Annotated in this window: 19 protein-coding genes, 2 tRNA genes and 1 pseudogene; 7 read left to right on the forward strand and 15 right to left on the reverse strand. The window is 65.6% G+C overall.

Annotated features, from left to right (window positions below; genetic code table 11):
• Positions 1–21: 21 nt before the first annotated feature.
• Positions 22–369, forward strand: a complete 348-nt coding sequence (locus GOAMR_RS25570; protein ID WP_244427391.1) for a hypothetical protein — start codon at positions 22–24, stop codon at positions 367–369.
• Positions 370–675: 306 nt separating this feature from the next.
• On the opposite strand, the gene GOAMR_RS11585 is transcribed toward GOAMR_RS25570, so the two are convergent.
• Positions 676–1,386 carry a HEAT repeat domain-containing protein gene (locus tag GOAMR_RS11585; protein ID WP_342354399.1) on the reverse strand — a complete coding sequence of 237 codons (711 nt, stop codon included), beginning with the start codon at positions 1,384–1,386 and terminating at the stop codon, positions 676–678.
• Between the two features lie 385 nt (positions 1,387–1,771).
• On the opposite strand from GOAMR_RS11585, the gene GOAMR_RS11590 reads away from it, so the two are divergent.
• Positions 1,772–2,317, forward strand: a complete 546-nt coding sequence (locus GOAMR_RS11590) for an NADPH-dependent FMN reductase (RefSeq protein WP_005187494.1) — start codon at positions 1,772–1,774, stop codon at positions 2,315–2,317.
• Positions 2,318–2,397: 80 nt separating this feature from the next.
• Here GOAMR_RS11590 and GOAMR_RS11595 read toward each other — a convergent pair whose 3' ends face one another.
• Positions 2,398–3,255 carry an aldo/keto reductase gene (locus GOAMR_RS11595; protein WP_005187497.1) on the reverse strand — a complete coding sequence of 286 codons (858 nt, stop codon included), beginning with the start codon at positions 3,253–3,255 and terminating at the stop codon, positions 2,398–2,400.
• A gap of 88 nt (positions 3,256–3,343) precedes the next feature.
• Here GOAMR_RS11595 and GOAMR_RS23640 point away from each other — a divergent pair, with 88 nt between their 5' ends.
• Positions 3,344–3,751, forward strand: coding sequence for a hypothetical protein (locus tag GOAMR_RS23640; protein WP_050942688.1), 408 nt, complete (start codon positions 3,344–3,346; stop codon positions 3,749–3,751).
• A gap of 172 nt (positions 3,752–3,923) precedes the next feature.
• Positions 3,924–5,075 (forward strand): DUF222 domain-containing protein, encoded by a 1,152-nt coding sequence (locus GOAMR_RS11605; protein WP_005187502.1) that lies wholly within the window; start codon positions 3,924–3,926, stop codon positions 5,073–5,075.
• A gap of 130 nt (positions 5,076–5,205) precedes the next feature.
• Here GOAMR_RS11605 and GOAMR_RS11610 read toward each other — a convergent pair whose 3' ends face one another.
• From GOAMR_RS11610 to GOAMR_RS25155, 4 genes are all read right to left on the reverse strand, one after another.
• A complete protein-coding gene (locus GOAMR_RS11610) occupies positions 5,206–6,015 on the reverse strand; it encodes an alpha/beta hydrolase (protein WP_005187504.1) in 810 nt (269 codons plus the stop codon).
• A 290-nt stretch (positions 6,016–6,305) separates the two neighbouring features.
• On the reverse strand, positions 6,306–6,470 hold the full coding sequence (locus tag GOAMR_RS25150; protein WP_170319151.1) for a hypothetical protein: 165 nt from the start codon (positions 6,468–6,470) through the stop codon (positions 6,306–6,308).
• 40 nt (positions 6,471–6,510) lie between these two features.
• Positions 6,511–6,711 (reverse strand): CsbD family protein, encoded by a 201-nt coding sequence (locus tag GOAMR_RS11615; RefSeq protein WP_005187508.1) that lies wholly within the window; start codon positions 6,709–6,711, stop codon positions 6,511–6,513.
• 68 nt (positions 6,712–6,779) lie between these two features.
• Positions 6,780–6,935 (reverse strand): DUF6131 family protein, encoded by a 156-nt coding sequence (locus tag GOAMR_RS25155; RefSeq protein ID WP_005187512.1) that lies wholly within the window; start codon positions 6,933–6,935, stop codon positions 6,780–6,782.
• 271 nt (positions 6,936–7,206) lie between these two features.
• Between GOAMR_RS25155 and GOAMR_RS11620 the strand changes: the two genes are divergently transcribed.
• Positions 7,207–7,854 (forward strand): response regulator transcription factor, encoded by a 648-nt coding sequence (locus tag GOAMR_RS11620; RefSeq protein ID WP_040515044.1) that lies wholly within the window; start codon positions 7,207–7,209, stop codon positions 7,852–7,854.
• Positions 7,855–7,962: 108 nt separating this feature from the next.
• Positions 7,963–8,515 (forward strand): annotated as a pseudogene (locus tag GOAMR_RS25575) (erythromycin esterase family protein); the annotation flags it as partial.
• Positions 8,516–8,777: 262 nt separating this feature from the next.
• On the opposite strand, the gene GOAMR_RS11630 reads toward GOAMR_RS25575, so the two are convergent.
• The 9 genes from GOAMR_RS11630 to dnaA form a co-directional block, all read right to left on the reverse strand.
• Positions 8,778–8,850: transfer RNA gene (locus GOAMR_RS11630), tRNA-Ala, on the reverse strand.
• A gap of 75 nt (positions 8,851–8,925) precedes the next feature.
• Positions 8,926–8,999: transfer RNA gene (locus tag GOAMR_RS11635), tRNA-Ile, on the reverse strand.
• Positions 9,000–9,087: 88 nt separating this feature from the next.
• Positions 9,088–10,497 (reverse strand): DUF3566 domain-containing protein, encoded by a 1,410-nt coding sequence (locus GOAMR_RS11640; protein WP_005187520.1) that lies wholly within the window; start codon positions 10,495–10,497, stop codon positions 9,088–9,090.
• A 185-nt stretch (positions 10,498–10,682) separates the two neighbouring features.
• Positions 10,683–13,160 carry a DNA gyrase subunit A gene (gene gyrA, locus GOAMR_RS11645; RefSeq protein WP_005187521.1) on the reverse strand — a complete coding sequence of 826 codons (2,478 nt, stop codon included), beginning with the start codon at positions 13,158–13,160 and terminating at the stop codon, positions 10,683–10,685.
• A gap of 158 nt (positions 13,161–13,318) precedes the next feature.
• Positions 13,319–15,394: a DNA topoisomerase (ATP-hydrolyzing) subunit B gene (gyrB, locus tag GOAMR_RS11650; RefSeq protein ID WP_005187526.1), complete on the reverse strand. Its 2,076-nt coding sequence runs from the start codon at positions 15,392–15,394 to the stop codon at positions 13,319–13,321.
• Between the two features lie 414 nt (positions 15,395–15,808).
• Positions 15,809–16,372, reverse strand: coding sequence for a DUF721 family protein (locus GOAMR_RS11655; RefSeq protein WP_005187528.1), 564 nt, complete (start codon positions 16,370–16,372; stop codon positions 15,809–15,811).
• A 32-nt stretch (positions 16,373–16,404) separates the two neighbouring features.
• Positions 16,405–17,583, reverse strand: a complete 1,179-nt coding sequence (gene recF, locus GOAMR_RS11660; RefSeq protein ID WP_005187530.1) for a DNA replication/repair protein RecF — start codon at positions 17,581–17,583, stop codon at positions 16,405–16,407.
• Between the two features lie 49 nt (positions 17,584–17,632).
• Entirely contained in the window at positions 17,633–18,811 is a 1,179-nt protein-coding gene (gene dnaN, locus GOAMR_RS11665) for a DNA polymerase III subunit beta (RefSeq protein ID WP_005187534.1), read from the reverse strand.
• 632 nt (positions 18,812–19,443) lie between these two features.
• Positions 19,444–21,072: a chromosomal replication initiator protein DnaA gene (dnaA, locus tag GOAMR_RS11670; protein ID WP_005187541.1), complete on the reverse strand. Its 1,629-nt coding sequence runs from the start codon at positions 21,070–21,072 to the stop codon at positions 19,444–19,446.
• Positions 21,073–21,399: 327 nt separating this feature from the next.
• Between dnaA and rpmH the strand changes: the two genes are divergently transcribed.
• The gene (gene rpmH, locus GOAMR_RS11675; protein ID WP_005187546.1) at positions 21,400–21,543 is read left to right on the forward strand and encodes a 50S ribosomal protein L34; all 144 of its coding nucleotides are present in this window, start codon (positions 21,400–21,402) and stop codon (positions 21,541–21,543) included.
• Positions 21,544–21,610: the final 67 nt, after the last annotated feature.

The following is a 21,610-nucleotide window of genomic DNA, read 5'->3' on the forward strand; positions in this document are numbered from 1 at the left end:
CACATGACCACCATGGCCGCCATGACCTGTGTGTTCGCCGTGCTCTGTGTGTTCGCCGTGACCACCGTGGCCGTCATGATCGCTGTGACCCGGGTGTTCCTCGTGGCCGGTGTGTTCGCCGTGTTCGGTATGTTCGCCGTGACCGGCGTGGTTCATCGCACCGTGGTCGTCGTGCCCCGTCGGGTGCTCGGTGTGATGCGGATGCTCGGTGTGATGGGTGGTGTGGTCGTCCATGCCGTCCTCGTTCCCCGGCCATCGCACCCTCGTCGCAGACTCGGCGGCATGCAGAAGGCGCTCAGCGACTACTCGCGCGCGCCGATCAGTTCCTCGGGTGCGGTCAACAGCCGGTGGCCGGGTTTCCTATCCTGAGTGCTGGTCGTGTTCGTCCTTGCCGAAGTACATGAGTTCCCCAGATCGCCGATTCAGTGGTTCGATCGTGTGCGTGATCCCGAGCTGCTCGTAAAAGCGCTCATCCGTTGCGTGAAATGCCTTCTGCGGCCTGTGCGCCATGAAGTCGACTCCTTTGCCGGTGCGGATCGTGCTCGTGTGTTGGACTGTGGTCCGGCCCTGTTGTGTCAACGACAGAACCCGGTACACATCCAGTCAATCAAAACTCGCCGTGGTGTGCTCACGGTCCGGCCGCGTTGCTCATACACGAAACCCGAGAGCCCTCGGTCAGTGCCGCACGTGCGTGCCATCATCGTCGGTGACAAGCGCTTGATCGCGAGTGTCATACGTCTGCTTTGTTTTCCGTACGTCCACGGCCCCAGCGAGAGCTGTTGTCGCCGAAGGTGAGTCGATCTTGGCGAGTACTTCCACCGCGCGCCGCCGACTGCGCTCCGACGGCCCGGTCAATGCCTGCGCGAGCACCGGTACCGCCTGGTCGCCGATCCGGGCCAGCGCCCACCCGAGCGCACCCGCCACGTGAGGATCCGGTTCGCTCAACGCGGCCTCGGCAAGCATCACGGTGTGCTGATCGCCGGAACCGGCCGACAGCACCGAATACTGTCGGGTGGAAGGATTCTCGTCGTCGAGCCCCCGGATCAGTGCGATGGTGCTCAGTACGTCACCCCAGTCGCCGGGATCGGTGGATCGCACGTCATCGAGCCTGCGCAGCAGCTCCTGCCGCCGCGCGATGGTGTCCCGGGTGCGGGCCATCAGCCGGTCGATCATCTCCTTGGGCGCGAACGCATCTCCGTCGAGGGCGTCGGCGATCTCCTGGAGGGTGAGCCCGAGCATCCGGAGCCCTTCGACGTGGAAGAGACACTGTATGTCGTGTTCGGAGTACTGGCGATACCCGCAGCCCTGTGTCGAGGTCAAGCCTGTGTCGAGGTCAAACCAAGAAGGCGACCAGCGGATCGTCGTTCCCGGTGAGCCCGTCGTCACGCCGCGCCTGTTCGGCGATCGCCGCCTCGTATCCGGTGTGAGCCCACCACTGACTCGGTGGTTCGCCCGGCGCCGGAATCATCCCGGCGATCAGGACCAGCGCCTTCGCACCCAGGCGGTCCGCGACGAGCGGTGCTGTGCAGGGCTCTCAGGGTTGCCATGTCGTCGAGGATCGCTCCGTGGGCGATCGGTTCATTCCTCGGCGCCGTACTCGCCGGCATCACCCAGGCACGGCGGACTCCCCGAATAGCCGGGCCACCCGCATTGCCGGGCGACTGTGGCCGGTTATCGCCGCATAACGCAACATCTCAGAAAGGTTCAGGTTTTACTTGGAGGTGCACCAGATGACAACAAAGAGGACAAAGAGGACAAAGAGGACTAAGTCATGAAGATCGGGATCGTCATCGGATCCATTCGCGAAGGACGCGCCGGAGACAAGGTCGGGCACTGGGTCGACGGCATCGCCCGCGACCACGGTGTCGACGTCGAGGTACTCGACCTCAAGGCGTTCGACGTTCCCCTGCTCACCTCGCCGACACCCCCGGCAGCCGCGGGAGGCCACTACGACTCGCCCGAGGTCCGACGATGGAGCGAGGCGGTCGCCGCGTGCGACGGATTCGTGTTCGTCACACCCGAGTACAACCACGGAGTGCCCGGCGCGTTCAAGAACGCCGTGGACACCCTCGCTCCGGAATGGGCGCAGAAGGCGGTCGGATTCGTTTCCTACGGTGCGGACAGCGGGGTTCGGGCAGTCGAGCAGTGGCGTCAGATCGCCGCCAACCTGCAACTGTTCGACGTGCGCGCCCAGGTCGCAATCTCACTCTTCACCGAGTTCGACAAGGATGGAGCGTTCGTTCCCGCCGATCGGCGTGACGGCGAGCTGAGAACGCTGCTCGACCAGGTCACGTCGCTGACCGCACGCCTACGCTGACCGCACGCCGACGGTGAGCGGCCGACCGGGCCGAGATCGGTCCGATCGGCCTCCCTGTCGAGGCGGCACCGGGCACCTGGCTACTTGCCGCTGTAAACGGGGAATGCGGTCGCCTCACCGTAGTCGGTGCCATGCAGGGCTCTCAGGGTCGCAATGTCGTCGTCGGAGATCTCGAAGTCGACGTCGGCGTTGGTGTGCATGTGTTCGGGGTTGGCCGTCTTCGGCAACGACACCGTGCCCAGTTGCAGGGTGTAACGGATGCACAGCTGTGGCACCGAGACGCCGTACTTCGCGGCGAGTGCCGTCAGGTCCGCATTGTCGAGGATCGCTCCATGGGCGATCGGTGAATATGCCTGAACGACAATATCTTTGGTAGTGCAGTAGTCCAGCAGATCCGACGGGGTGTTGCCGGCGTGGACCAGGAGCTGGTTGACGTGCGGCGCGGTCGTCGCAGTCTCCAAGAGTCCGTCGATGTCTCGTTCCAGAAAGTTGGAGACGCCGATGGAGCGGAGCTTACCGGCCCCGAGGGCTTCTTCGAGAGCCCGCCAGGCCAGCCGGTTGCCGTCGGTGTAATCACCGCCGCGGAAGTCGTCCCATGGTTGCGGACTGTGGATCAGCATGAGGTCGATGGAGTCCAGACCGAGCCGTTCCAGCGACTTGTCGATCCCCGCCACGGCACCGTCGTAATCCTTGATCTCCGCGGCCGGCTTCGTCGAGATGAACAACTCATCCCGACCGACACCGCATTGCCGGATTCCGTCACCGACGCCGCGTTCATTGCCGTAGGCCTGTGCGGTGTCGATGTGTCGGTAGCCGATCCGGACGGCCGCCTGTACGGCGTCGGCGACCTTGTCGTTGTCGATGAACCAGGTACCCAGGCCGAGTTTGGGGATGTCGAGGCCGTTGCTCAGGCGGTAGGTCTCGTTCAGGATTCCCATGCGTACTCTCCGTTCGTCCGATCGGTGGCGTCTATCCCTTCCACGCTACGTCGCCCCCGGAACCCTCCGCGCCGAATACGCTCGGCGCATGATCAGGTGGAAAGTCGGGTGGGCCGCACTCGTGGGGTGTGCGCTGGGCGCGGCCGTCGTCACAGCGCGGCTGCCTGCCCGCTCGTTCTCGCTGAGCTGCTCGAAGACCCAGGAACTCCATGCCCCGGATCTCGCGCACGCCGACGCGACGTGTGCGAGTTCGACCCTGTACGCATTCGGTTTATGGCCGCCGATTCAGATCTTTCTGGTGCTCGCGGTGCCGGCGATCGTTGCCGGGGTGGTGGCACGTCGGTGGGTATCGGCCCTCGCCGCCGTCGCCTACGTGGTGTCCATCGGATGTGGAGTCATCCATTGGGATTCCTGGTTGATTGTCCTGCTCCCCGCAGGTGCGCTGCTCGCCGTACTCGCGCTGGTCCTGACACTGCTGCAACCAACTCGCGCCTGATCCGTTCTCGGTGTCGTGCCCACATCGATACCCGAACGGGGGCGACGCGTATCTCGTTGCAGGACCGGTAGTTCAGCCCTGGATCTGAGCCTTGCATTCTTCCGAACCACACGGTACTGTCGAATGTATATTCGATCTGATTATTAGTTGATTGTAGTTCGGGGGGTGCGGGATGAGTAGTCAGACAACGATTCCGGCGGATCTGTCCGTCACCGGTTCGTCCGTCACCGATGCGTACGCACAGATCCATGCGCTGCTCGACCACATCGCCGCCAGGCCACTGGCTGCCTGTTCGGACACCGAGATCCTCACCGCCGCAGAAGAACACGAACGTGCCGCCCGGCGGATGGCCTCGGCCGGTCACCGGCAGATCGTCGAACTGTCCGACCGTGACATCCCCAAACGTCTCGGCTACCGATCGCTGCCCAACTTCCTGTCCCACCACCTGCGCATCACCGAACCGGTCCGCCGGCAACGGCAGATGGAGAAGCTCGCCCAATTCCACTCGGCCACCGGAGAACTCCTGCCACCGCGCTGCCCCACCCTGGCCACGGCAGCCGCGGAAGGACTCATCGGACCGGGACACATCCACGCTGTCCTGGAGATCTTCGAGAAGATCCCCACCACCATCGACCACGACATCAAACTCGCCGCCGAGGCCACATTGGGTGAACTCGCCTGCGACCACACGCCCGCCGAGATCACCACCCTCGGCATGCGGCTGCTGGCGCATCTGGACCCCGACGGTGATCTCACCGACGACACCGACCGCGCCCGACAACGCAACCTGTGGATCAACCGGCAGAACGTTCAGAAGATGTCGAAACTGACCGGGCACCTCGACCCGGTCACCCGCGCCATGCTCGACACTCTCCTGTCCTCCTGGGCGGCACCCGGTATGAACATCCCCGGCGATCCCGAATCCTCGCACTGTTCGCCATGGACGGCGGCCACCGCTGCTCCGCACCCGGATGCGACCAGCCCGCCACCCACAACGAAATCCATCACGCCGCCCTCGACTTCGCCGCAGGTGGACGCACCGACATCACCACACTCACCGGCACCTGCCCCATCCACAATCGGATGGTCGGCCCCCGACCCGGCCAATACACCACCACGATCGCCACCCACGGCCGGCAGCGCGGACGCGTCATCTGGACCCGTAACCCCGACAACCTGCCCAGCACCCCGGGAAAAGTCAACGCGATCCCCGATATCGAAACCCTCTTCCGGCACCGACTGCACAATATCCGCCACCAGATTCACGAGCGGCCGCCCTACACCTGGCCACCACAGCCATACCAGCGCAACAACTCTCATCTAAGGGAACCTGCGTAGCTGTGTCTCGCCAAGGACGGCGTACCGCCCCGCACCTGCTGCTGGGCGGGTACAGCCATGCCCGGGATCGCCCGTGATGGAACGAACCCGGAGACCGATCCCCGCCCGCACCCGAATCAGTCCAGGAATGGTTCGGACGACACCCGCAACGGATGGACCGGGGTGCCGTCGCTCCACCTGCCGGTGTAGCGGTGCTCCGGCGTATTGCCGAGAGCGATCTCGCGGTGCTTGCCGGTCAGAGCCGCATCTCGTAGTGCATCGAAATTCCGCCACACCACGAAGAAGTCGTAGGCGTTCGGCCTGCCTTCGATCGACGGCCGCACATGCTCGGCGGTCAGCGCCGGACGTCCGTGATCATCCGGGTACGACCGGGTAATGTTCCGGTTCTGCCGTGGGATATGCCCGAGTCGCGGAAAGATCGCATTGCAGCTGGATCGCTTCTTTCCCTTCTCGCTTGTCACACCCTGGCCGCCGTTATGGCATACGAGCAGGGTGTTCGCCGGGATCCCCGACAGCGATTTATCAAGTCCCGGATCACTATTCCCCCTGAGACCGCCATCGTGTGGCTCGTCGAGGAAGACAGCGCGCGGCTTCGGCAGCCGGTACGCGCGCCACCGGTTCACCAGGTTGGTGGTGAGGATGCCGCCGAACGAGTATCCGAAGTACGAGACCCGATTCAGATCCGGCGACACCGGGTCTTCCGAGCGCTGAGTCTGCGCGATTCCGCCACGTATCCCGGCCAGTGCCGAGGACACACATTTTTCGATGTGGAGCGGTCCGAAACACGGGGTGACCATGCTGTTCTGCCAGCGCGGGTACACCACAATGCTCCCTTGCCGGACAAGGTGTTCGATGTGATGCTTGTGCATCCGGTACCCGGAATACTCGAAATACCCGTGAGTCACCACCACGACCGGCGCCCGCATGGATGTCGTCGACCTCGGAGTGACGGTGTACGCGGATGAGCCCGCGCCGCCGGAGCGTCGCGTGAATCCGTTGAACTCATAGTCCGATCCACCCGGGCCACTCGCCGGCTGCGGAGGCTGACTCGGCCGCGGGGCTGCTCCGGCCACCCCCGGTGACACGGATCCCGGTGCGGCAAGTGCGAACACACACAGGGCGACCGCGGCCAGTTGGCCGGCGCGTCGCCAAGCGCGTTCACCGCAACCGCCGAACCATATTCCCCAGCGCCACTCGCGGATGCTGACACCATTCCTCAGGCGGCCAGAGTGCAACCGATCGCCATCCATCTCTTCCACGGTACCCACGGCGCGGCACCGACGGACACGTTCACCGCGGGCCCGTCGATGATCTCGTCGGCGTGCGGAATGATCGACGTGCGGTCCGCAGGAGGGACCGAACACACAGCTGCGGCGGGCATGCTCGTCGTCATACCCGCCGCAGATGGCCGTGCGTGCTGATCAGTCGTCGCCGGTGACCTTCTCGGCCAGCTCGTTGGCCTTGTCCTTGACCTTCTCGCCGGCCTTCTTCACCGCCGACGAGGCCTGATCGGCCTTACCCTCGTCGCGCAGGTCGTCGTCACCGACGGCCGCTCCCGCGGCTTCCTTCGCACGTCCCTTGAGTTCTTCTGCCTTGTTCCCGAATTTGTCTTCAACTGCCATTTCTCAATACTCCTTCGTGAGATGAAACGTTGAACCTGGATGGGGTTGAACTTCGATGGGATGGACTGTCAGTACCAGTGGGCTCTGCCGCCGACCGCGTGTCCGAGCGCACCTGCCGCAAACAGAACCAGCCCGATGACGAGAGCAATGATTCCGATCGTCCACAAGATAGGGATCTTGACGATAAATCCGATAATCAAGAGGATCAAACCAAGCGCTATCATGGGAGTGTCCTTTCATACCATGTCTATGGAATTCGGATCTTCTTCACGGGCGGTGGCACAATCTGACCATTAGCGGTGCCGCTCCAGTCAACAGCCACACCATGCGTCGCCATCTCCTCGTGTCGTGGGGATGCCGCACGAAGGCACCATGAGAGCTTCACGCTCACGGCCCCCGAACACCTTCGCCGCTCGCCCGGTCAGAACGCTACTGCGCATTCGGTTGAGCGTCTTCACCCCTGAGGGTGAAGAAGTACGCGCTACACTCACGACCGTGTCGCCTTTGACAGTTGCTCTCATCAACGACTACGAAGTGGTGGTTCAAGGCCTCGCGGCCATGCTCCGGAACTATCGCGATCGCGTCGAGATCGTCGAGCTCGACGCCAACACCTCGGTCAACTGTCCCGTCGACATCGCACTGTACGACTCGTTCGCCAACCCGCAGGGCGACAGTTTCCGAGTGCATGAACTCGCCGCGAATCCGTTGGTCACCGACGCCGTGATCTATACGTGGAATTTTGACGAGCAAAGCATGGCGCGGGCCTTCGAGAACGGTGTCCATGGGTACGTCGCGAAAAGTCTTACCGCGGGCGAGCTCGTTGATGCGCTGGAGTCCATTCATCGACGCGAACAACTGGTCCATCCGGCGAGGAAGGCCTCCTCGAAGATCATCGGCGGTGACTGGCCCGGCCGGGAAGAAGGGCTGACCCAACGTGAAGCCGAAATTCTCGCGTTGATCACCCAGGGGCTCAGCAATGCGGAGATCACCGAACATGTCGGGCTGTCGATAAACTCGGTCAAAACATATATCCGGAGTTGCTACCGCCGCATCAACGTCACCAGCCGAACCCAGGCAGTCCTCTGGGGCGTCAATCACGGCTTCGTTCCCGACCGCTCACGCCAGTACGGTGACGACGCGTGATCTGTACCGGTTGAGGACGTCGCGTCCGACCCGGTCGGCGGCGGTCGGGAGAGCTTCGACGTCGCACGATGGCATCTCGAGGCGGCACGATCGGGGGACCATCACCTCCGAGCGATCGCCGGGGCGTACGACGGCACGGCGCTGCCGGCCGCGGCCACCGCGCGCGAGAGTTTCATGGCCGAATCGGTCCGGTGGTGGCTCGACCGGCTGGATCCGGGCACCAAGATCGTGCTGCTCTCCCACAACGCACATATCCAGCGCACGCCGGTCGTGTACGAGGGCGAACTGCAGGTCTACCCTATGGGGCTATCGTCTCGCCCGCATGCTCGGTGACGAGTATGTCGCGATCGGTGTGACCAGCGGGGCGGGCACCACAGCGACCCTGGAGCCGGACGGTACGAGCGAACCGTACGGGTTCGCCGTGCACAATGTCCCGCTCGGACCGCCCGAAGCCGAAAGCATCGAAGCAGCATTCGCTGAGACCCGAGCCGGACTGTCGCCGGCGGATCTGCGCCGGTTCCGCAACGAGGTGCCGACCGATGTCGCGCAGCCCGACCGGATCCGGATGGACTCCGCATACATCCACACCCCGGTGGCCGAGGCCTTCGACCTCATGGTGCACGTCCCGGCGTCCAGCATGGCCGAGGGACTTGACCTGTGAACACCGCACACTCACCCGCTCACCGCCGACCTGTGAGGCAGATCCTCGAGCTGTTGCGCTTCGGGCTGACGAGTTGGCTGCGCGTGCGGACGAGCGGTTCCGCCGCTCTCGTTCCCGGCATCGGGTCCGCCCCGGCTACCGATCCGATCCGATACGCGGAGCGGAGCTGTTAATGCCGGCGAGACCGAAACCAGTAACGGCACGGTCCCTGTACCGGGATCGTGCCGTTCAACTGGTTTCAATTGTGGAGTGGCTTCAGTTGTGGAGCCTAGGAGATTCGAACTCCTGACATCTGCCTTGCAAAGGCAGCGCTCTACCAACTGAGCTAAGGCCCCGTCGAATCCTGCCTGTGTGATCACCTGCGGTGGATTCTTGGGTGTGCGAATCGGGTGAGATCTCACCTCTCGCAGTGGGCCTAGGAGGACTTGAACCTCCGACCTCTTCGTTATCAGCGAAGCGCTCTAACCGCCTGAGCTATAGGCCCTTGAACCGAGAAGTGAGATTACCCGACCGATGCCGTCTTAACCAAAACGGCTGGTCAGAGCACCTATTTCCCGGCTTGTCAGCGGTGGCTAATCCAGGTCGGCGATGGTGATCTCGACACCACCGACGAGGTCGGCACAGATGTTGTAGATGTACGAGCCGACCGTCGCGAGCGCGGTGATCAGCACGGCGCTGATGGCGCCGATGAGTCCGGACCAGAAGAACACCGAACCCGTTCCGATCACGTCTGAATCACCGCCGGAACCGTCGGTGGTCAGGGTGTTGAACGAGCTGTTGAGCTGATCCCACACGCCCATACCGCCGAGGACCAGGTACAGCACGGCCACCGCGATCATCCAGATGAAGAATCCGACGACGGCCAGCACCGCGGACACCTTGAACGTGGCCCACGGATCGATCCGGCGCACCTGCACCGCTGCCCGGACACCCCCGGCGCCACCGACCTGGACGGGCGCCGAACGGTGGCCGGCGGCCAGGGCGGCACGCTCGGCGTCGTCGTCGACGTGGTGGATCTTGTCGAGGTTCGGCAGTTCCTCGCCGGGCAGGTCCCGGCGCTCGATGTGCGTGGTGGGTGACTCGGCGAACCGCTTCGGCGGTGCCGGCGGGACCGGCGGTGCGGGCCGCTGTGCTCCCGGACCCTGTGCTCCCTGACCGTGGGGGCCGGGTCCCGGCGAACCGGGCGCCTGCCCGGCCGGCCCCGGCTGGGCCAGGACCGGCTGCGGACCCGTACCCGGGCCCTGCGGCCGGATCGCCGGCTGCGGACCGGTGCCGGGCCCCTGGGGACGGATGGCGGGCTGCGGGCCGGTGGTCGGGTTCTGTCCCGGACGCTGCGGACCGGCACCCGCCTGCGGAGGCGGCGGCACCGGACGCCCCTGCGGACCGTGCGGCGGCTGCGCGGGCGCAGGGCCTGCCTGTGTGCCGACCGGCTTGTCGGGACCAGCGGCCGCGGTGACCTGCTGCGGACCCGGCGCACCCTGTTGCGCCGGTCCGCTGGACCCCTTAGGTGCCTCACCGGGTGCCGGGGCATCGGTGTTCGGGGCAACAGCCGCTGCGGGAATCTGGCCGCTTGTCGGATTGTCGAGTTTGGTGACCGGGGCGGGCGGTTCGATTCGGGTCGTCGGGATGTCCCGGGACTCGTGCACCTCGGTGTCCACATCGTCGGCGGACACGACGCCGCGCGGCGGCGGGCCGGCCGGACGCTGCGACGGGTCCCGTCGCAGCTCGTTGGTGGGCTGGTCACCGTTGATGTCGGTGTTGTACGGCTGAGTCGGTCCCTCGGAGATCAGTCCTTCTCCGTTCACGTCGGCTGCCTTGTCCCTACCCGAATTGTCACTGCCTGCCCCGTTGACCGGGGCCGTCTGTGTGCGGGAGTTGCCCGACTCACCCTGACCCCGCTGCCACGGAGGCACGACGGCGCCGCGCGCGGGTCCCGACGCGCCTGCTTTCTGCGTGTTGTCCGGCTCGTTGGGTGTGCTCACTAGGTCCTCACTCGGAGATCGTCGGGCTGCATCCTCGCGTCACATGACTGCTCGCGGTCCACACTAGCGGGTAGGTCGGCGCTCACCCGCCTGATGCCGCCCGCCTCGTCGGGCATCGGGCGGTGAGGCCGGACAAACCCGACCGGCTGTGGGCCGGCCTCGCGGCCGGCTCCACAGCCGTGTGACTACCGTTCTTCTTCGGGCTCGTCGGCGTTACGCGCTATCGCGATGACTGTCGTGTCGTCGTCGATATTCATCAGCCGCACGCCCTTGGTCTGCCGGCCCGCCTTGCGCACCTGCTTGGCGTCGGTGCGGATCACACCCCCGCCGGAGGTGATGGCGTACAACTCGGTGGTCTCGTCGACGATGAGCGCGCCGATCAGGGTGCCCCGGCGCCGGTCGTGGGCGATGGTCAGCACACCCTTGCCGCCCCGGCCCTGCACCGGATAGTCGTCCATCGCGGTGCGCTTGGCGTACCCGCCCGAGGTGGCCACCAGCAGGAAGGTGCCCTCCTCCACCACGTTCAGCGACAGCAGCGAGTCGTCGTCGTTGAACCGCATGCCCTGCACGCCGGAGGTCTGCCGGCCCATCGGGCGCAGCGTCTCGTCGTCGGCGTTGAACCGGATCGACTGACCCTTCGACGACACCAGCAGCAGATCGTCGGTGGCACTGCACAATTGGGCGCCCACCAGCTCGTCCTCACCGCGCAGGTTGATCGCGGCGATACCGCCGGAGCGGTTGGAATCGAAGTCGGTGAGCTTGGACTTCTTCACCAGACCGTTGCGGGTGGCGAGCACCAGGTACGGCGCGTCCTCGTACCCCTTGATCTGGATGACCTGGGCAATCCGCTCCTCCGGCTGGAAGGCCAGCAGGTTGGCCACATGCTGGCCGCGCGCGGTGCGGTTGGCCTCGGGCAGCTCGTAGGCCTTGGCCCGGTACACCCGGCCCTTGGTGGTGAAGAACAGGATCCAGTCGTGCGTGGAGCACACGAAGAAGTGCGCGACGATGTCGTCCTGCTTGAGGCCCGCGCCCTGCACCCCCTTGCCGCCGCGCTTCTGGCTGCGGTAGAGGTCGGTCTTGGTGCGTTTGGCGTACCCGGTTTCGGTGATGGTGACCACCACGTCCTCGCGGGCGATCAGATCCTCGTCGGTGACGTCGCCGTCGGCCGGGATGATCTGGGTGCGGCGCTCATCGCCGAACTTCTCGACGACGGCCTTCAGCTCGTCGCGCACGATGGCGCGCTGACGTTCGGGCTTGGCCAGGATGTCCTGCAGGTCGGCGATCTCGCGCTCGATCTCGGCGAGTTCGTCGATGATCTTCTGGCGCTCGAGAGCCGACAGGCGTCGCAACTGCATCGCCAGGATGGCGTCGGCCTGGATCTCGTCGATGTCGAGCAGATCCATCAGGCCGCGGCGGGCCTCGTCGGTGTTTGCCGATGCCCGGATCAGCGCGATCACATCGTCCAGTGCGTCAAGGGCTTTCACCAGACCGCGCAGGATGTGGGCGCGTTCCTCGGCCTTGCGCAACCGGTACCGGGTGCGGCGCACGATGACGTCGATCTGATGGGCCACGTAGTAGCGGATCATCTGATCCAGGCGCAGGGTGCGCGGCACACCGTCGACGATGGACAGCATGTTGGCGCCGAAGCTGGTCTGCAGCTGCGAATGCTTGTACAGGTTGTTGAGCACAACCTTGGCGACGGCGTCGCGGCGCAGCGTGATCACGATGCGCATGCCCACACGATCGGAGGACTGGTCCTCGATCTTGCTGATGCCCTTGAGCTTTCCCTCACGGACCTGCTCGGCGATCGACAGGATCAGGTTGTCCGGGTTGACCTGATACGGCAGCTCGGTGACCACCAGCGTGGTAGCGCCCTTGTTCTCCTCGATCGACACCACACTGCGCATCCGGATCGAGCCGCGGCCGGTGGTGTAGGCATCCTTGATGCCCTGGCTGCCGACGATCAGGCCCGACGTCGGGAAGTCCGGTCCCTTCACGCATTCCATGCATGCGGCGAGAGTGGTCTCGTCGTCCTCGTCGGGATGCTCGAGAGCCCAGAACACCGCGTCCGCAACCTCATTCAGGTTGTGCGGCGGGATATTGGTGGCCATACCGACGGCGATACCGCCCGAACCGTTGATCAGTAGATTGGGAACGCGCGACGGCAGCACCGTCGGTTCCTGGGTCTTGCCGTCGTAGTTGGGGATGAAATCGACTGTCTCCTCGTCGATGTCGCGCAACATCTCCATCGCCAGCGGGGTGAGGCGGGCCTCGGTGTAACGCATGGCGGCGGCGCCGTCGTTGCCGGGCGAACCGAAGTTGCCCTGGCCGTCGATCAGCGGGTAGCGCATCGACCACGGCTGCGCCAGACGCACCAGGGCGTCGTAGATGGCCGAGTCGCCGTGCGGATGGTAGTTACCCATCGTCTCGGCAACAGGCTTGGCGCACTTGACATATCCGCGATCGGGGCGGAAACCGGCATCGTAGGAGGCGTACAGCAGGCGGCGGTGCACCGGCTTGAGGCCGTCGCGGACCTCGGGCAGGGCACGGCCGACGATGACGCTCATCGCGTAATCGATGTAGCTGTTCTGCATCTCCTGGCCGAGGTCGACCGGTTCGATGCGGTCGCCTCCGCCGGTGGGTGGGAGGGTGGTGTCTGTCATGTGGGATTCCTTTGTAGGAAAGGTGTTTCGCTGTGCTGGGTGTGGTTGTGAGCGTGGTGGTTGCGTCAGGTACCGAAAGGTCGCCGGACCCTTCGTGACCCTCGCTCCTTCGTCGCTTCGGCCTCAGGGATCAAGATGACCGCTTGCGACCTGCTGCATCACACGTCCAGGAAGCGAACGTCTTTCGCGTTGCGGGCGATGAAGCTGCGGCGGGCGGCGACGTCCTCACCCATCAGGATGGAGAACAGTTCGTCGGCCGCGGCGGCGTCATCGAGGGTCACTTGGCGCAGCACCCGGACCGCCGGGTCCATGGTGGTCTCCCACAGTTCCTTGGCGTTCATCTCGCCGAGGCCCTTGTAGCGCTGGATGCCGTCGTCAGAGTTGATCTTCTTGCCCGCGGCCCGGCCAGCCTCGAGCAGGCCGTCGCGTTCACGATCGGAGTAAGCGAACTCGGGTTCGGCGTTCTTGCCCTGCCACTTGAGCTTGTACAGCGGCGGCTGCGCCAGGTACACGTGGCCGTGCTCGATGAGCGGGCGCATGAACCGGAACAGCAGCGTGAGCAGCAGGGTGGAGATGTGCTGGCCGTCGACATCGGCGTCGGCCATCAGCACGATCTTGTGGTAGCGCAGCTTGGCGATGTCGAACTCGTCGTGGATGCCGGTGCCGAACGCGGTGATGATCGACTGGACCTCGGTGTTCTTCAACACCCGGTCGATGCGGGCCTTCTCGACGTTGATGATCTTGCCGCGGATCGGCAGGATCGCCTGGTACATCGAGTCACGGCCCGACTTGGCGCTGCCGCCGGCCGAGTCACCCTCCACGATGTACACCTCGCACAGCGCCGGATCGTTGCTGCGGCAGTCGGCCAGCTTGCCGGGCAGACCGCCGATGTCGGTGGCTGTCTTGCGGCGCACCATATCTCGGGCGCGGCGGGCCGCGGCACGGGCCTGTGCCGAATCGACGGCCTTCTTGATGATGTTCTTGGCTTCGGCAGGGTTGGACTCGAACCAGTGCGCCAGATGCTCGTTACAGATCTTCTGCACAAAGCCCTTGACCTCGGTGTTGCCGAGTTTGGTCTTGGTCTGCCCCTCGAACTGCGGATCGGACACCTTCACCGAGATCACCGCCGCGAGCCCTTCGCGGATGTCGTCGCCGGTGAGTTTGGTGTCCTTCTCCTTGATCAGCTTCTTGTCTGCGGCGTACTTGTTGACCGTCGAGGTCAGAGCGGCGCGGAAACCCTCTTCGTGAGTACCACCCTCGTGGGTGTTGATGGTGTTGGCGAAGGTGTGAATCGACTCGGAGTAGCCGTCGTTCCACTGCATGGCGATCTCGACCTCGTGGCCGGTTCCCTTGCCGCTGAACCCGATCACCGATTGGTGGATGGGATTCTTGGACCGCTTGTTGATGTGCTTGATGTAGTCGATCAGGCCGTCGGCGTAGTGATAGGTGCGGGTCTTGGACTTGGCCGTGGCCTTCTGCGCCGGCGACTGCACAACCTCGGCGAGTTCAGTGCCACCGGGTGTGTCCCCGTCCCCGTTGGGGTCGCCCGGTGCCTCGACGGCCTGCGGCCGGTTGTCGGTGAGGGTGATGGTCAGACCCTTGTTGAGGAAGGCCATCTCCTGTAGCCGCCGAGCGACGGTTTCGGCGTTGAACCTGGTGGTTTCGGTGAAGATCGCCGGGTCCGGCCAGAATCGCGTGGTGGTGCCCGTCTTACGGGACGCGGCACCCTGATGCAGGGTTTGCGGTTCGGAGTTGAGGTAGGTCTGGCTCCACTGGAAACCGTCGCGCTTGATCTCCAGCTCCACCTTGGTGGACAGGGCGTTGACCACGGAGATGCCGACGCCGTGCAGACCGCCGGACACCGCGTACGAGTCGGAGTCGAACTTGCCGCCGGCGTGCAGCTGGGTCATGACGACCTCGACGGTGGGCACACCGGTGGCGTGGGTGGCGACGGGGATGCCGCGACCGTCGTCGATGACCTCGACGCCGCCGTCGGCGAGGAGGGTGACGTCGACGCGGCTGGCGTAACCGGCCATCGCCTCGTCGACCGAGTTGTCGACGACCTCCCAGATCAGGTGGTGCAGGCCGCGTTCACCGGTGGAACCGATGTACATGCCCGGCCGTTTGCGGACAGCCTCGAGCCCCTCGAGAATGTTGATGGAGTCCGCGCCGTACTCCCCCGGCTTCTTGTTCGGCTTGCGGTTGTTACTGGATGCGTCGTTGGTCTCGGCCACGAGTTGCGTCCACTCCTTTTCGTCTCGTCCCACGTCGACACGGGCGGAGCCGGGCAGATAGTCTCATGCGCGCAGGTCACGGCATTCTCCGACAGGCGAAGACCCGATGCCCCCTCAGCGCACGGACGTGCCCGATCCTCTCCCGATCGGCACAACGCCTCCATACTACTGCCTTATGCGCGCTAGAACGACCATCCGGACCCGCTGATTTGCACACAGACCGATTTTTTTACGTCTACCCGTGTCGGATCGTGGCCGCGGAGCACCGAACGCTCACAGGCCCATCCCGCCGGTTGAGGTGTGACGAACGCAAGCGAGGAGCCTCGAAACCTGGTGAGCGGACAATGTTGTCTCACCGGGTTTCGAGGCTCCTCGCCTGGCGGCTCGTCACGCCTCAACCAGCAATGGGGTGGCTCAGCCGTAGGTGTCGCGGGGGCCGCGGCCGGGGACGCTGCGCGGACCCTTCTTCCACGAGGGCGCCTTGGGGCCGGTGATGCGCAGACTGGTGACCACCCCGTGGCCGACGCCCTCGGCGATCTTGGCGAGCACCTGCGACTGGATATAGCGCAGTTGGGTGGCCCAGGCCGTCGACTCGGCCTGCACATGTAATACCTTGTCGCGCAACAGGGTCGGCTGCGCATGGGCGGCGATGTCGGGACCGACGATGGTGTCCCACATGCCGAAGACCATGCCCTTGCCCAGGTCGGCCTGCCAGCCACGGCTACCGGCGATCTGCGCGGCCAGCCTGCCGAACGGCTGCGGATCGCGGGCATCGGGGCCGGCGCCCGACCAGCTACGGCGGGTACCGGTGGTGCGGCGGCGGCGCACCGGGGAGGCGCGGCCCTGGCCGACCGACTTGCCGGCGGCGCGGGCGGCGGCACGGGCCTCCTCGAGGGCCTTGCTGGCCAGCTCGTAACCGCCTCTGTCCTTGGGGATCCCGCCGTTGGGCGGGGTGTGCGCGCTGGTGTCGTCGGCCATGGGCTGCGGTGACCTCCGTCAGTTTGTGACCGTCAGGGCTGGAGCGTGGTGATCCGGGAGTACCGGCCGGTGTCGTCGGTGACGGTATCGATGTCCAGGGTACGTCCGCCAAGGCCGTCGGGGATGTCCTCGGCGACGGCCGCGGTGATCAGCAGTTGCTGCGCCGACGCGGTGAACTCGACGAGTTGCCGACGACGGGCGGCGTCGAGTTCGGCGAACACGTCGTCGAGCATGATGACCGGCTCGATGCCGTCGGCCCGCAGCAGCTCCACCGAACCGAGCCGCAAAGACAGTGCCAGAGACCAGGATTCACCGTGGCTGGCGAAACCCTTGGCCACCTGGTCACCGAGGACCACGTCGACGTCGTCGCGGTGCGGGCCGACCAGGCACACCCCGCGTTCGATCTCCTTGTTCCGCAGCTCGGCCAGGCCGGCGAGCAGGTGTGCGCGGATCTCCTCCGGTGCGGCGGATTCGCCGGGCCCGGGCAGCAGGTGCGGGCCGGCGGCGGGGCGATAGCGCAGGTCGGCGGGCCGCGAATGCGGCGCGATCGACGCGTACGCGGTGACCACATGCGGGCGCAGCGCGGCGAGGACGTCGATACGGGCGGCGGTGATCTGGGCGCCGAGGTCGGCGAGCTGACCGTCCCACACGTCGAGGGTCGAGATCACCGACGCCGCCTCGCCGCCACCGCGGCGCATCGCCGCCCCGGCCGTCTTGAGCAGGGCAGTCCGCTGGCGCAGCACCTTGTCGTAGTCGGCGCGGGCCGCCACCCAGCGCGGACCCTGGCCGGCCACAAGCTCATCGACGAAGCGCCGGCGGTCGGCCGGGTCGCCGCGCACCAGCAGCAGATCCTCGGGGGCGAACATCACTGAGCGCAGGATCCCGATCAGTTCCCGCGGCCGCCGCGCCGGGGAGCCGTTGATGCGGGCCTTGTTGGCGCCGGCGGCGTTGACCGTGAGTTCGGCGGTCAGCTCGCGGCCGTTGTGCTCGACGGTCGCGGCGATCACCGCCGACGCCGCCCCGTGCTGGACCAGCGGGGCGTCCGTCGAGACCCGGTGCGAGCGCAGATTGGTCAGGTAGTACAGCGCCTCGAGGATGTTGGTCTTCCCGAAACCGTTGCGGCCCACGAAGATCGTGGTCTCCGGCTGCAGATCGAGCTCAAGGGACCGCCAGGACCGGAAATCCCGCACAGACAGATGACGGACGTACACGCATTCACCTCACACCGCGGGCGTGTGCCTTTCTCGCCCCAGGCGGTTCTCAGCCCGGCAGACGAACCGGCATCAACAGGTAGGTGAACACGCTGTCGGGTGCGACGAAAGCACCGGACTCGTCGGCGACCGGCTCCTCCCCCGACGACGGCCGCAGCACCGCGGGCCGGCTCGGCGTGGTGAAACCGAAATCGACGCTGGAGGCACCCATCGCGCTGAGGCCGTCGAGCAGGTAGCCCGGGTTGAACGCGATGGTCAGCGGTTCGCCGTGGAAGTTGACCTCGAGGGACTCCTCGGCCTTTCCGGCCTCGTCGCCGCCGGCGGTGAGCAACACCGATCCGGCGCCGAACTCGAGCCGCACCTGCGCACCACGCTCGGCGACGAGGGCGACACGCTTGATCGCCTCGATCAGCGGTGCGGCCTCGATGGTGGCGATCGCGGTGTGGCTGGCAGGCAGCAGCTGACGGAACTTGGGGAACTCCGCGTCGAGCAGGCGGGTGGTGGTGCGCTTGTTCTGGCCGAGGATGCCGAGGATGCCCTCGGAACCGACGTTGCCGCCGGAACCGAACGCGAGCTCGACGTTGCCCTCCGAACCGGCGGTCTTCGCACTGTCGGACAAGGTCTTGGCCGGCACCAGCACGGCGCCGGAGACCTCGGCGGTGGTCGGCTGCCACTCGAGCTCACGCACGGCGAGGCGGAAGCGGTCGGTGGCGGCCAGGACGACGGTGTTGCCCTCGATCTCCAGACGCACACCGGTGAGCATCGGCAGGGTGTCGTCGCGACCGGCGGCGACGGCGACCTGGGTGATGGCCTCGGCGAAGATGCCGGCGGGCAGCGAGCCGGTGACGTCGGGAACCTTCGGCATCTCCGGGTAGTCCTCGACCGGCATCGTGGGCAGGGAGAACTTGGCGCTGCCGCAGGAGATGGCGACCCTCGAGCCGTCGAGGCTCACGTCGACCGGCTTGTGCGGCAGGGCCTTGGTGATGTCGGCGAGCAGACGCCCGGAGACCAGGACGCGGCCGGGCTCGGCGACCTCGGCGGAGATGGTCTCCTCGGCCGACACCTCGTAGTCGAAGCCGGAGACGGTGAGGCCGTCGCGGCCGGGTTCGGTGTCACCGGCGGTGAGCACGACACAGCCGAGTACGGGGACGGGCGGCCTGCTGGGCAGGCTGCGCGCGACCCACGTCACGGACTCTGCGAACTCGTCACGTGCGACACGGAACTTCATGCTGCGCTGCTGCCCTTCTGTCCGGCGCCGCCCGGGTGCGGTGTGGCCGCGGAGCGTGCGTGGACATCTTGTTGCGTGCGGTCGGGAGATCACCATGCCGTGGACATGGGGAGTTCCGACACGGGGAGTTCCACTGTAGAACGCCGGCGACGTTCTTGGGGCCGGTGGGGCCGATGCACGGGCCGGCGCCGGCCGGCCCGTGAGGCCCGGTTGTGCACACAGGCTGCTTTTAAGAGTTTTTCTCGAGAGAGAGATTCATAGTGGTAGTAGGCCCTGTGGATTCTGTGGATAACCCGGTATCCGGCGTCGTCAGCGCCGTTCGGGCGTTGTGAATCCTTAGTGCACTACGTGCGGATGATCGGCGCTGGGGCTGTGCACTACGCGTTCTGTTAGTGCGCTGTCCACCTTTGGTGCACACGGGACACTAAGTTATCCCAGGGTTTGTCCACAGCTGGGAATGGTTCGTAACGCGGCCGAAACGTGTGGGTCGCGGGCGTGTCGACACGCCAGAACCGGCGTCGGGAAGTCTCAGGCCCGGGTTGAGGCGTGGCGCCCGGGCACCGACCGACCGAGAACCCACCGCCGAAACCCTCGAAGGGCACCCGGGCCGGTGGTTCTGCCTGGTCAGGAGGTCAGACGGCGCGCTGTTTGATCCGCGCCGTCAGCTCCTGGACGTGGTCGTAGACCTTGCGGTTCTCGTTCATCTGCTTGCGGATCTTCTTCTCCGCATACATGACGGTGGTGTGGTCGCGGTCGAAGGTCTCACCGATCTTGGGCAGCGACAGATCGGTCAGCTCGCGGCACAGATACATCGAGATCTGCCGCGCGTTGGCGATCGACCGGGTCTTCTGCGGGCCGCGCAGCTCGTCGACCGAGATGTCGAAGTACTCGGCGGTGATCGCCAGGATGCTCGCCGCGCTGATCTCGAGGGACTCCGAGTTGGGCAGCAGCGCCTCGAGCACCACCTCGGCCAGCGACTTGTTGAGTTCGGTGTTGTTGAGCGAGGCGAACGCGGTGACGCGGATCAGCGCACCCTCGAGTTCGCGGATATTGCGCTCGATCTTCGACGCGATCAGCTCGAGCACGTCGTCGGGCACCGCGATGGTGTCCATCTGCGCCTTCTTCCGCAGAATCGCGATCCGGGTCTCCAGATCCGGCGGCTGGACGTCGGTGATCAGGCCCCACTCGAACCGGGTGCGCAGCCGGTCCTCGAGGGTGGCGAGCTGCTTGGGCGGGCGGTCCGACGAGATGACGATCTGCTTGCTGTTGTTGTGCAGCGTGTTGAAGGTGTGGAAGAACTCCTCCTGGATACCTTCGCGGCCCACGAGGAACTGGATGTCGTCGACGAGCAGCACGTCGATGGCGCGATAGCGGTCTTTGAACTGGACCCGGCGGTCATCGCGCAGCGAGTTGATGAAGTCGTTGGTGAACTCCTCGGTGGACACGTACTTCACCCGCATCCCCGGGAACAGCCGCTGCGCGTAGTGGCCGGCCGCGTGCAGCAGATGGGTCTTGCCCAGACCGGACTCACCCCAGATGAACAGCGGGTTGTAGGCGCGGGCCGGTGCCTCGGCGACGGCGACGGCCGACGCGTGCGCGAACCGGTTGGATGCGCCGATCACGAACGTGTCGAACGTGTATTTGGGATTGAGATTGGCGCTCGTGGGCTGTGGCTGTGGCGCGTTGCGGCCGGTGAAGTAGCTCGACCAGTCCGAATCGGAGTCGGTGCCCGGCGGCCGCGGGATGGGCCGGCGTTCGTCGGCCGAGTAGTGCGCGGGCTCCTGCGAGTAGTGCTGGGCGTCGGAGTAGTGCGGTGTGTCCGGGCGGTAGCCGTTGCCCGGCGTGTGGTCCTGGCTCGGGAAATCACCGCCCGGAAAATCGCCGTTGCCCGGTCGGCCTGTGGATGAATCGGTGACGACTGTCTCAGTCTCGGGCGCCGCGGCCCCGCTGACCGGTGCCGGCTCAGTGGGCGCCGCGATGCGTACGCCGAGGTCGACGGGATGCCCGAGATGACGGCTCAGCACGGTGGTGATGGTGTCGCGGAGATTGCGCTCGATCTGCTCCTGCACGAGCGGTGTCGGGACCGCCAGTAGTGCGAAGCCCTCGACCAGGGTGAGCGGCTGCACCAGCGACAACCAGGCCTTTTGCTGGCGGGTGAGGGGGTCGTGACCGATCGCCGAGTCGCTGTTGAGTTCGGCGACGACCCGCTGCCACACCTCGGTGAACGAATCCCGGCTGAACGAATCCCGGTCCGACGTCACGTGTACCTGTCCTCCTGCCGGATGAGACAAGCCGGCGTCATTAGGGTGAGACTGTCACCATGCCCGAGATCGGGCCGCGTTGTCCACATGGTTATCCACAGCTGTGGACAGAAGTCGCCGGTAGGTGGGGTTATCGAGGCCGGATGCGCGCGTTTGATTTGGGCATCGCAAGTCAGTAGTCTCGACTGGTCATCCAGGTAACGGATTTGCGCGGCAGAATCGGACCTCGGCGGGACTTTACCCGTCGAATCCGGCGCTGTCAGCAACCCGGCACGAGTCCGGCACCGCGCCCTGGAAACCAGACCACCTCGAAACAAGGAGTCAGCTGTGACCAAGGGAAAGCGGACATTCCAGCCCAACAACCGTCGTCGTTCGCGCGTGCACGGATTCCGTCTGCGGATGCGGACCCGCGCCGGTCGTGCGATCGTCAACAGCCGTCGCAGCAAGGGCCGCGCAAAGCTCACCGCCTGATCGACGGCGTGACCGATCTCCGGCACTCCCCAGCGTGACGCGGTCCCGGGTCTTGTACCCGGGACCT

It is taken from the genome of Gordonia amarae NBRC 15530 (genome assembly GCF_000241345.1).
Taxonomy (GTDB): domain Bacteria; phylum Actinomycetota; class Actinomycetes; order Mycobacteriales; family Mycobacteriaceae; genus Gordonia; species Gordonia amarae.

Excerpts from the sequence above, each read along its gene's own strand:
- GOAMR_RS25570 (WP_244427391.1), top strand. The coding sequence starts at position 22 with ATGACCTGTGTGTTCGCCGTGCTCTGTGTGTTCGCCGTGACCACCGTG.
- GOAMR_RS11590 (WP_005187494.1), top strand. The coding sequence starts at position 1,772 with ATGAAGATCGGGATCGTCATCGGATCCATTCGCGAAGGACGCGCCGGA.
- GOAMR_RS11595 (WP_005187497.1), bottom strand. The coding sequence starts at position 3,255 with ATGGGAATCCTGAACGAGACCTACCGCCTGAGCAACGGCCTCGACATC.
- GOAMR_RS23640 (WP_050942688.1), top strand. The coding sequence starts at position 3,344 with ATGATCAGGTGGAAAGTCGGGTGGGCCGCACTCGTGGGGTGTGCGCTG.
- GOAMR_RS11605 (WP_005187502.1), top strand. The coding sequence starts at position 3,924 with ATGAGTAGTCAGACAACGATTCCGGCGGATCTGTCCGTCACCGGTTCG.
- GOAMR_RS11610 (WP_005187504.1), bottom strand. The coding sequence starts at position 6,015 with ATGCGGGCGCCGGTCGTGGTGGTGACTCACGGGTATTTCGAGTATTCC.
- GOAMR_RS25150 (WP_170319151.1), bottom strand. The coding sequence starts at position 6,470 with ATGCCCGCCGCAGCTGTGTGTTCGGTCCCTCCTGCGGACCGCACGTCG.
- GOAMR_RS11615 (WP_005187508.1), bottom strand. The coding sequence starts at position 6,711 with ATGGCAGTTGAAGACAAATTCGGGAACAAGGCAGAAGAACTCAAGGGA.
- GOAMR_RS25155 (WP_005187512.1), bottom strand. The coding sequence starts at position 6,935 with ATGATAGCGCTTGGTTTGATCCTCTTGATTATCGGATTTATCGTCAAG.
- gyrA (WP_005187521.1), bottom strand. The coding sequence starts at position 13,160 with ATGACAGACACCACCCTCCCACCCACCGGCGGAGGCGACCGCATCGAA.
- GOAMR_RS11655 (WP_005187528.1), bottom strand. The coding sequence starts at position 16,372 with ATGGCCGACGACACCAGCGCGCACACCCCGCCCAACGGCGGGATCCCC.
- dnaN (WP_005187534.1), bottom strand. The coding sequence starts at position 18,811 with ATGAAGTTCCGTGTCGCACGTGACGAGTTCGCAGAGTCCGTGACGTGG.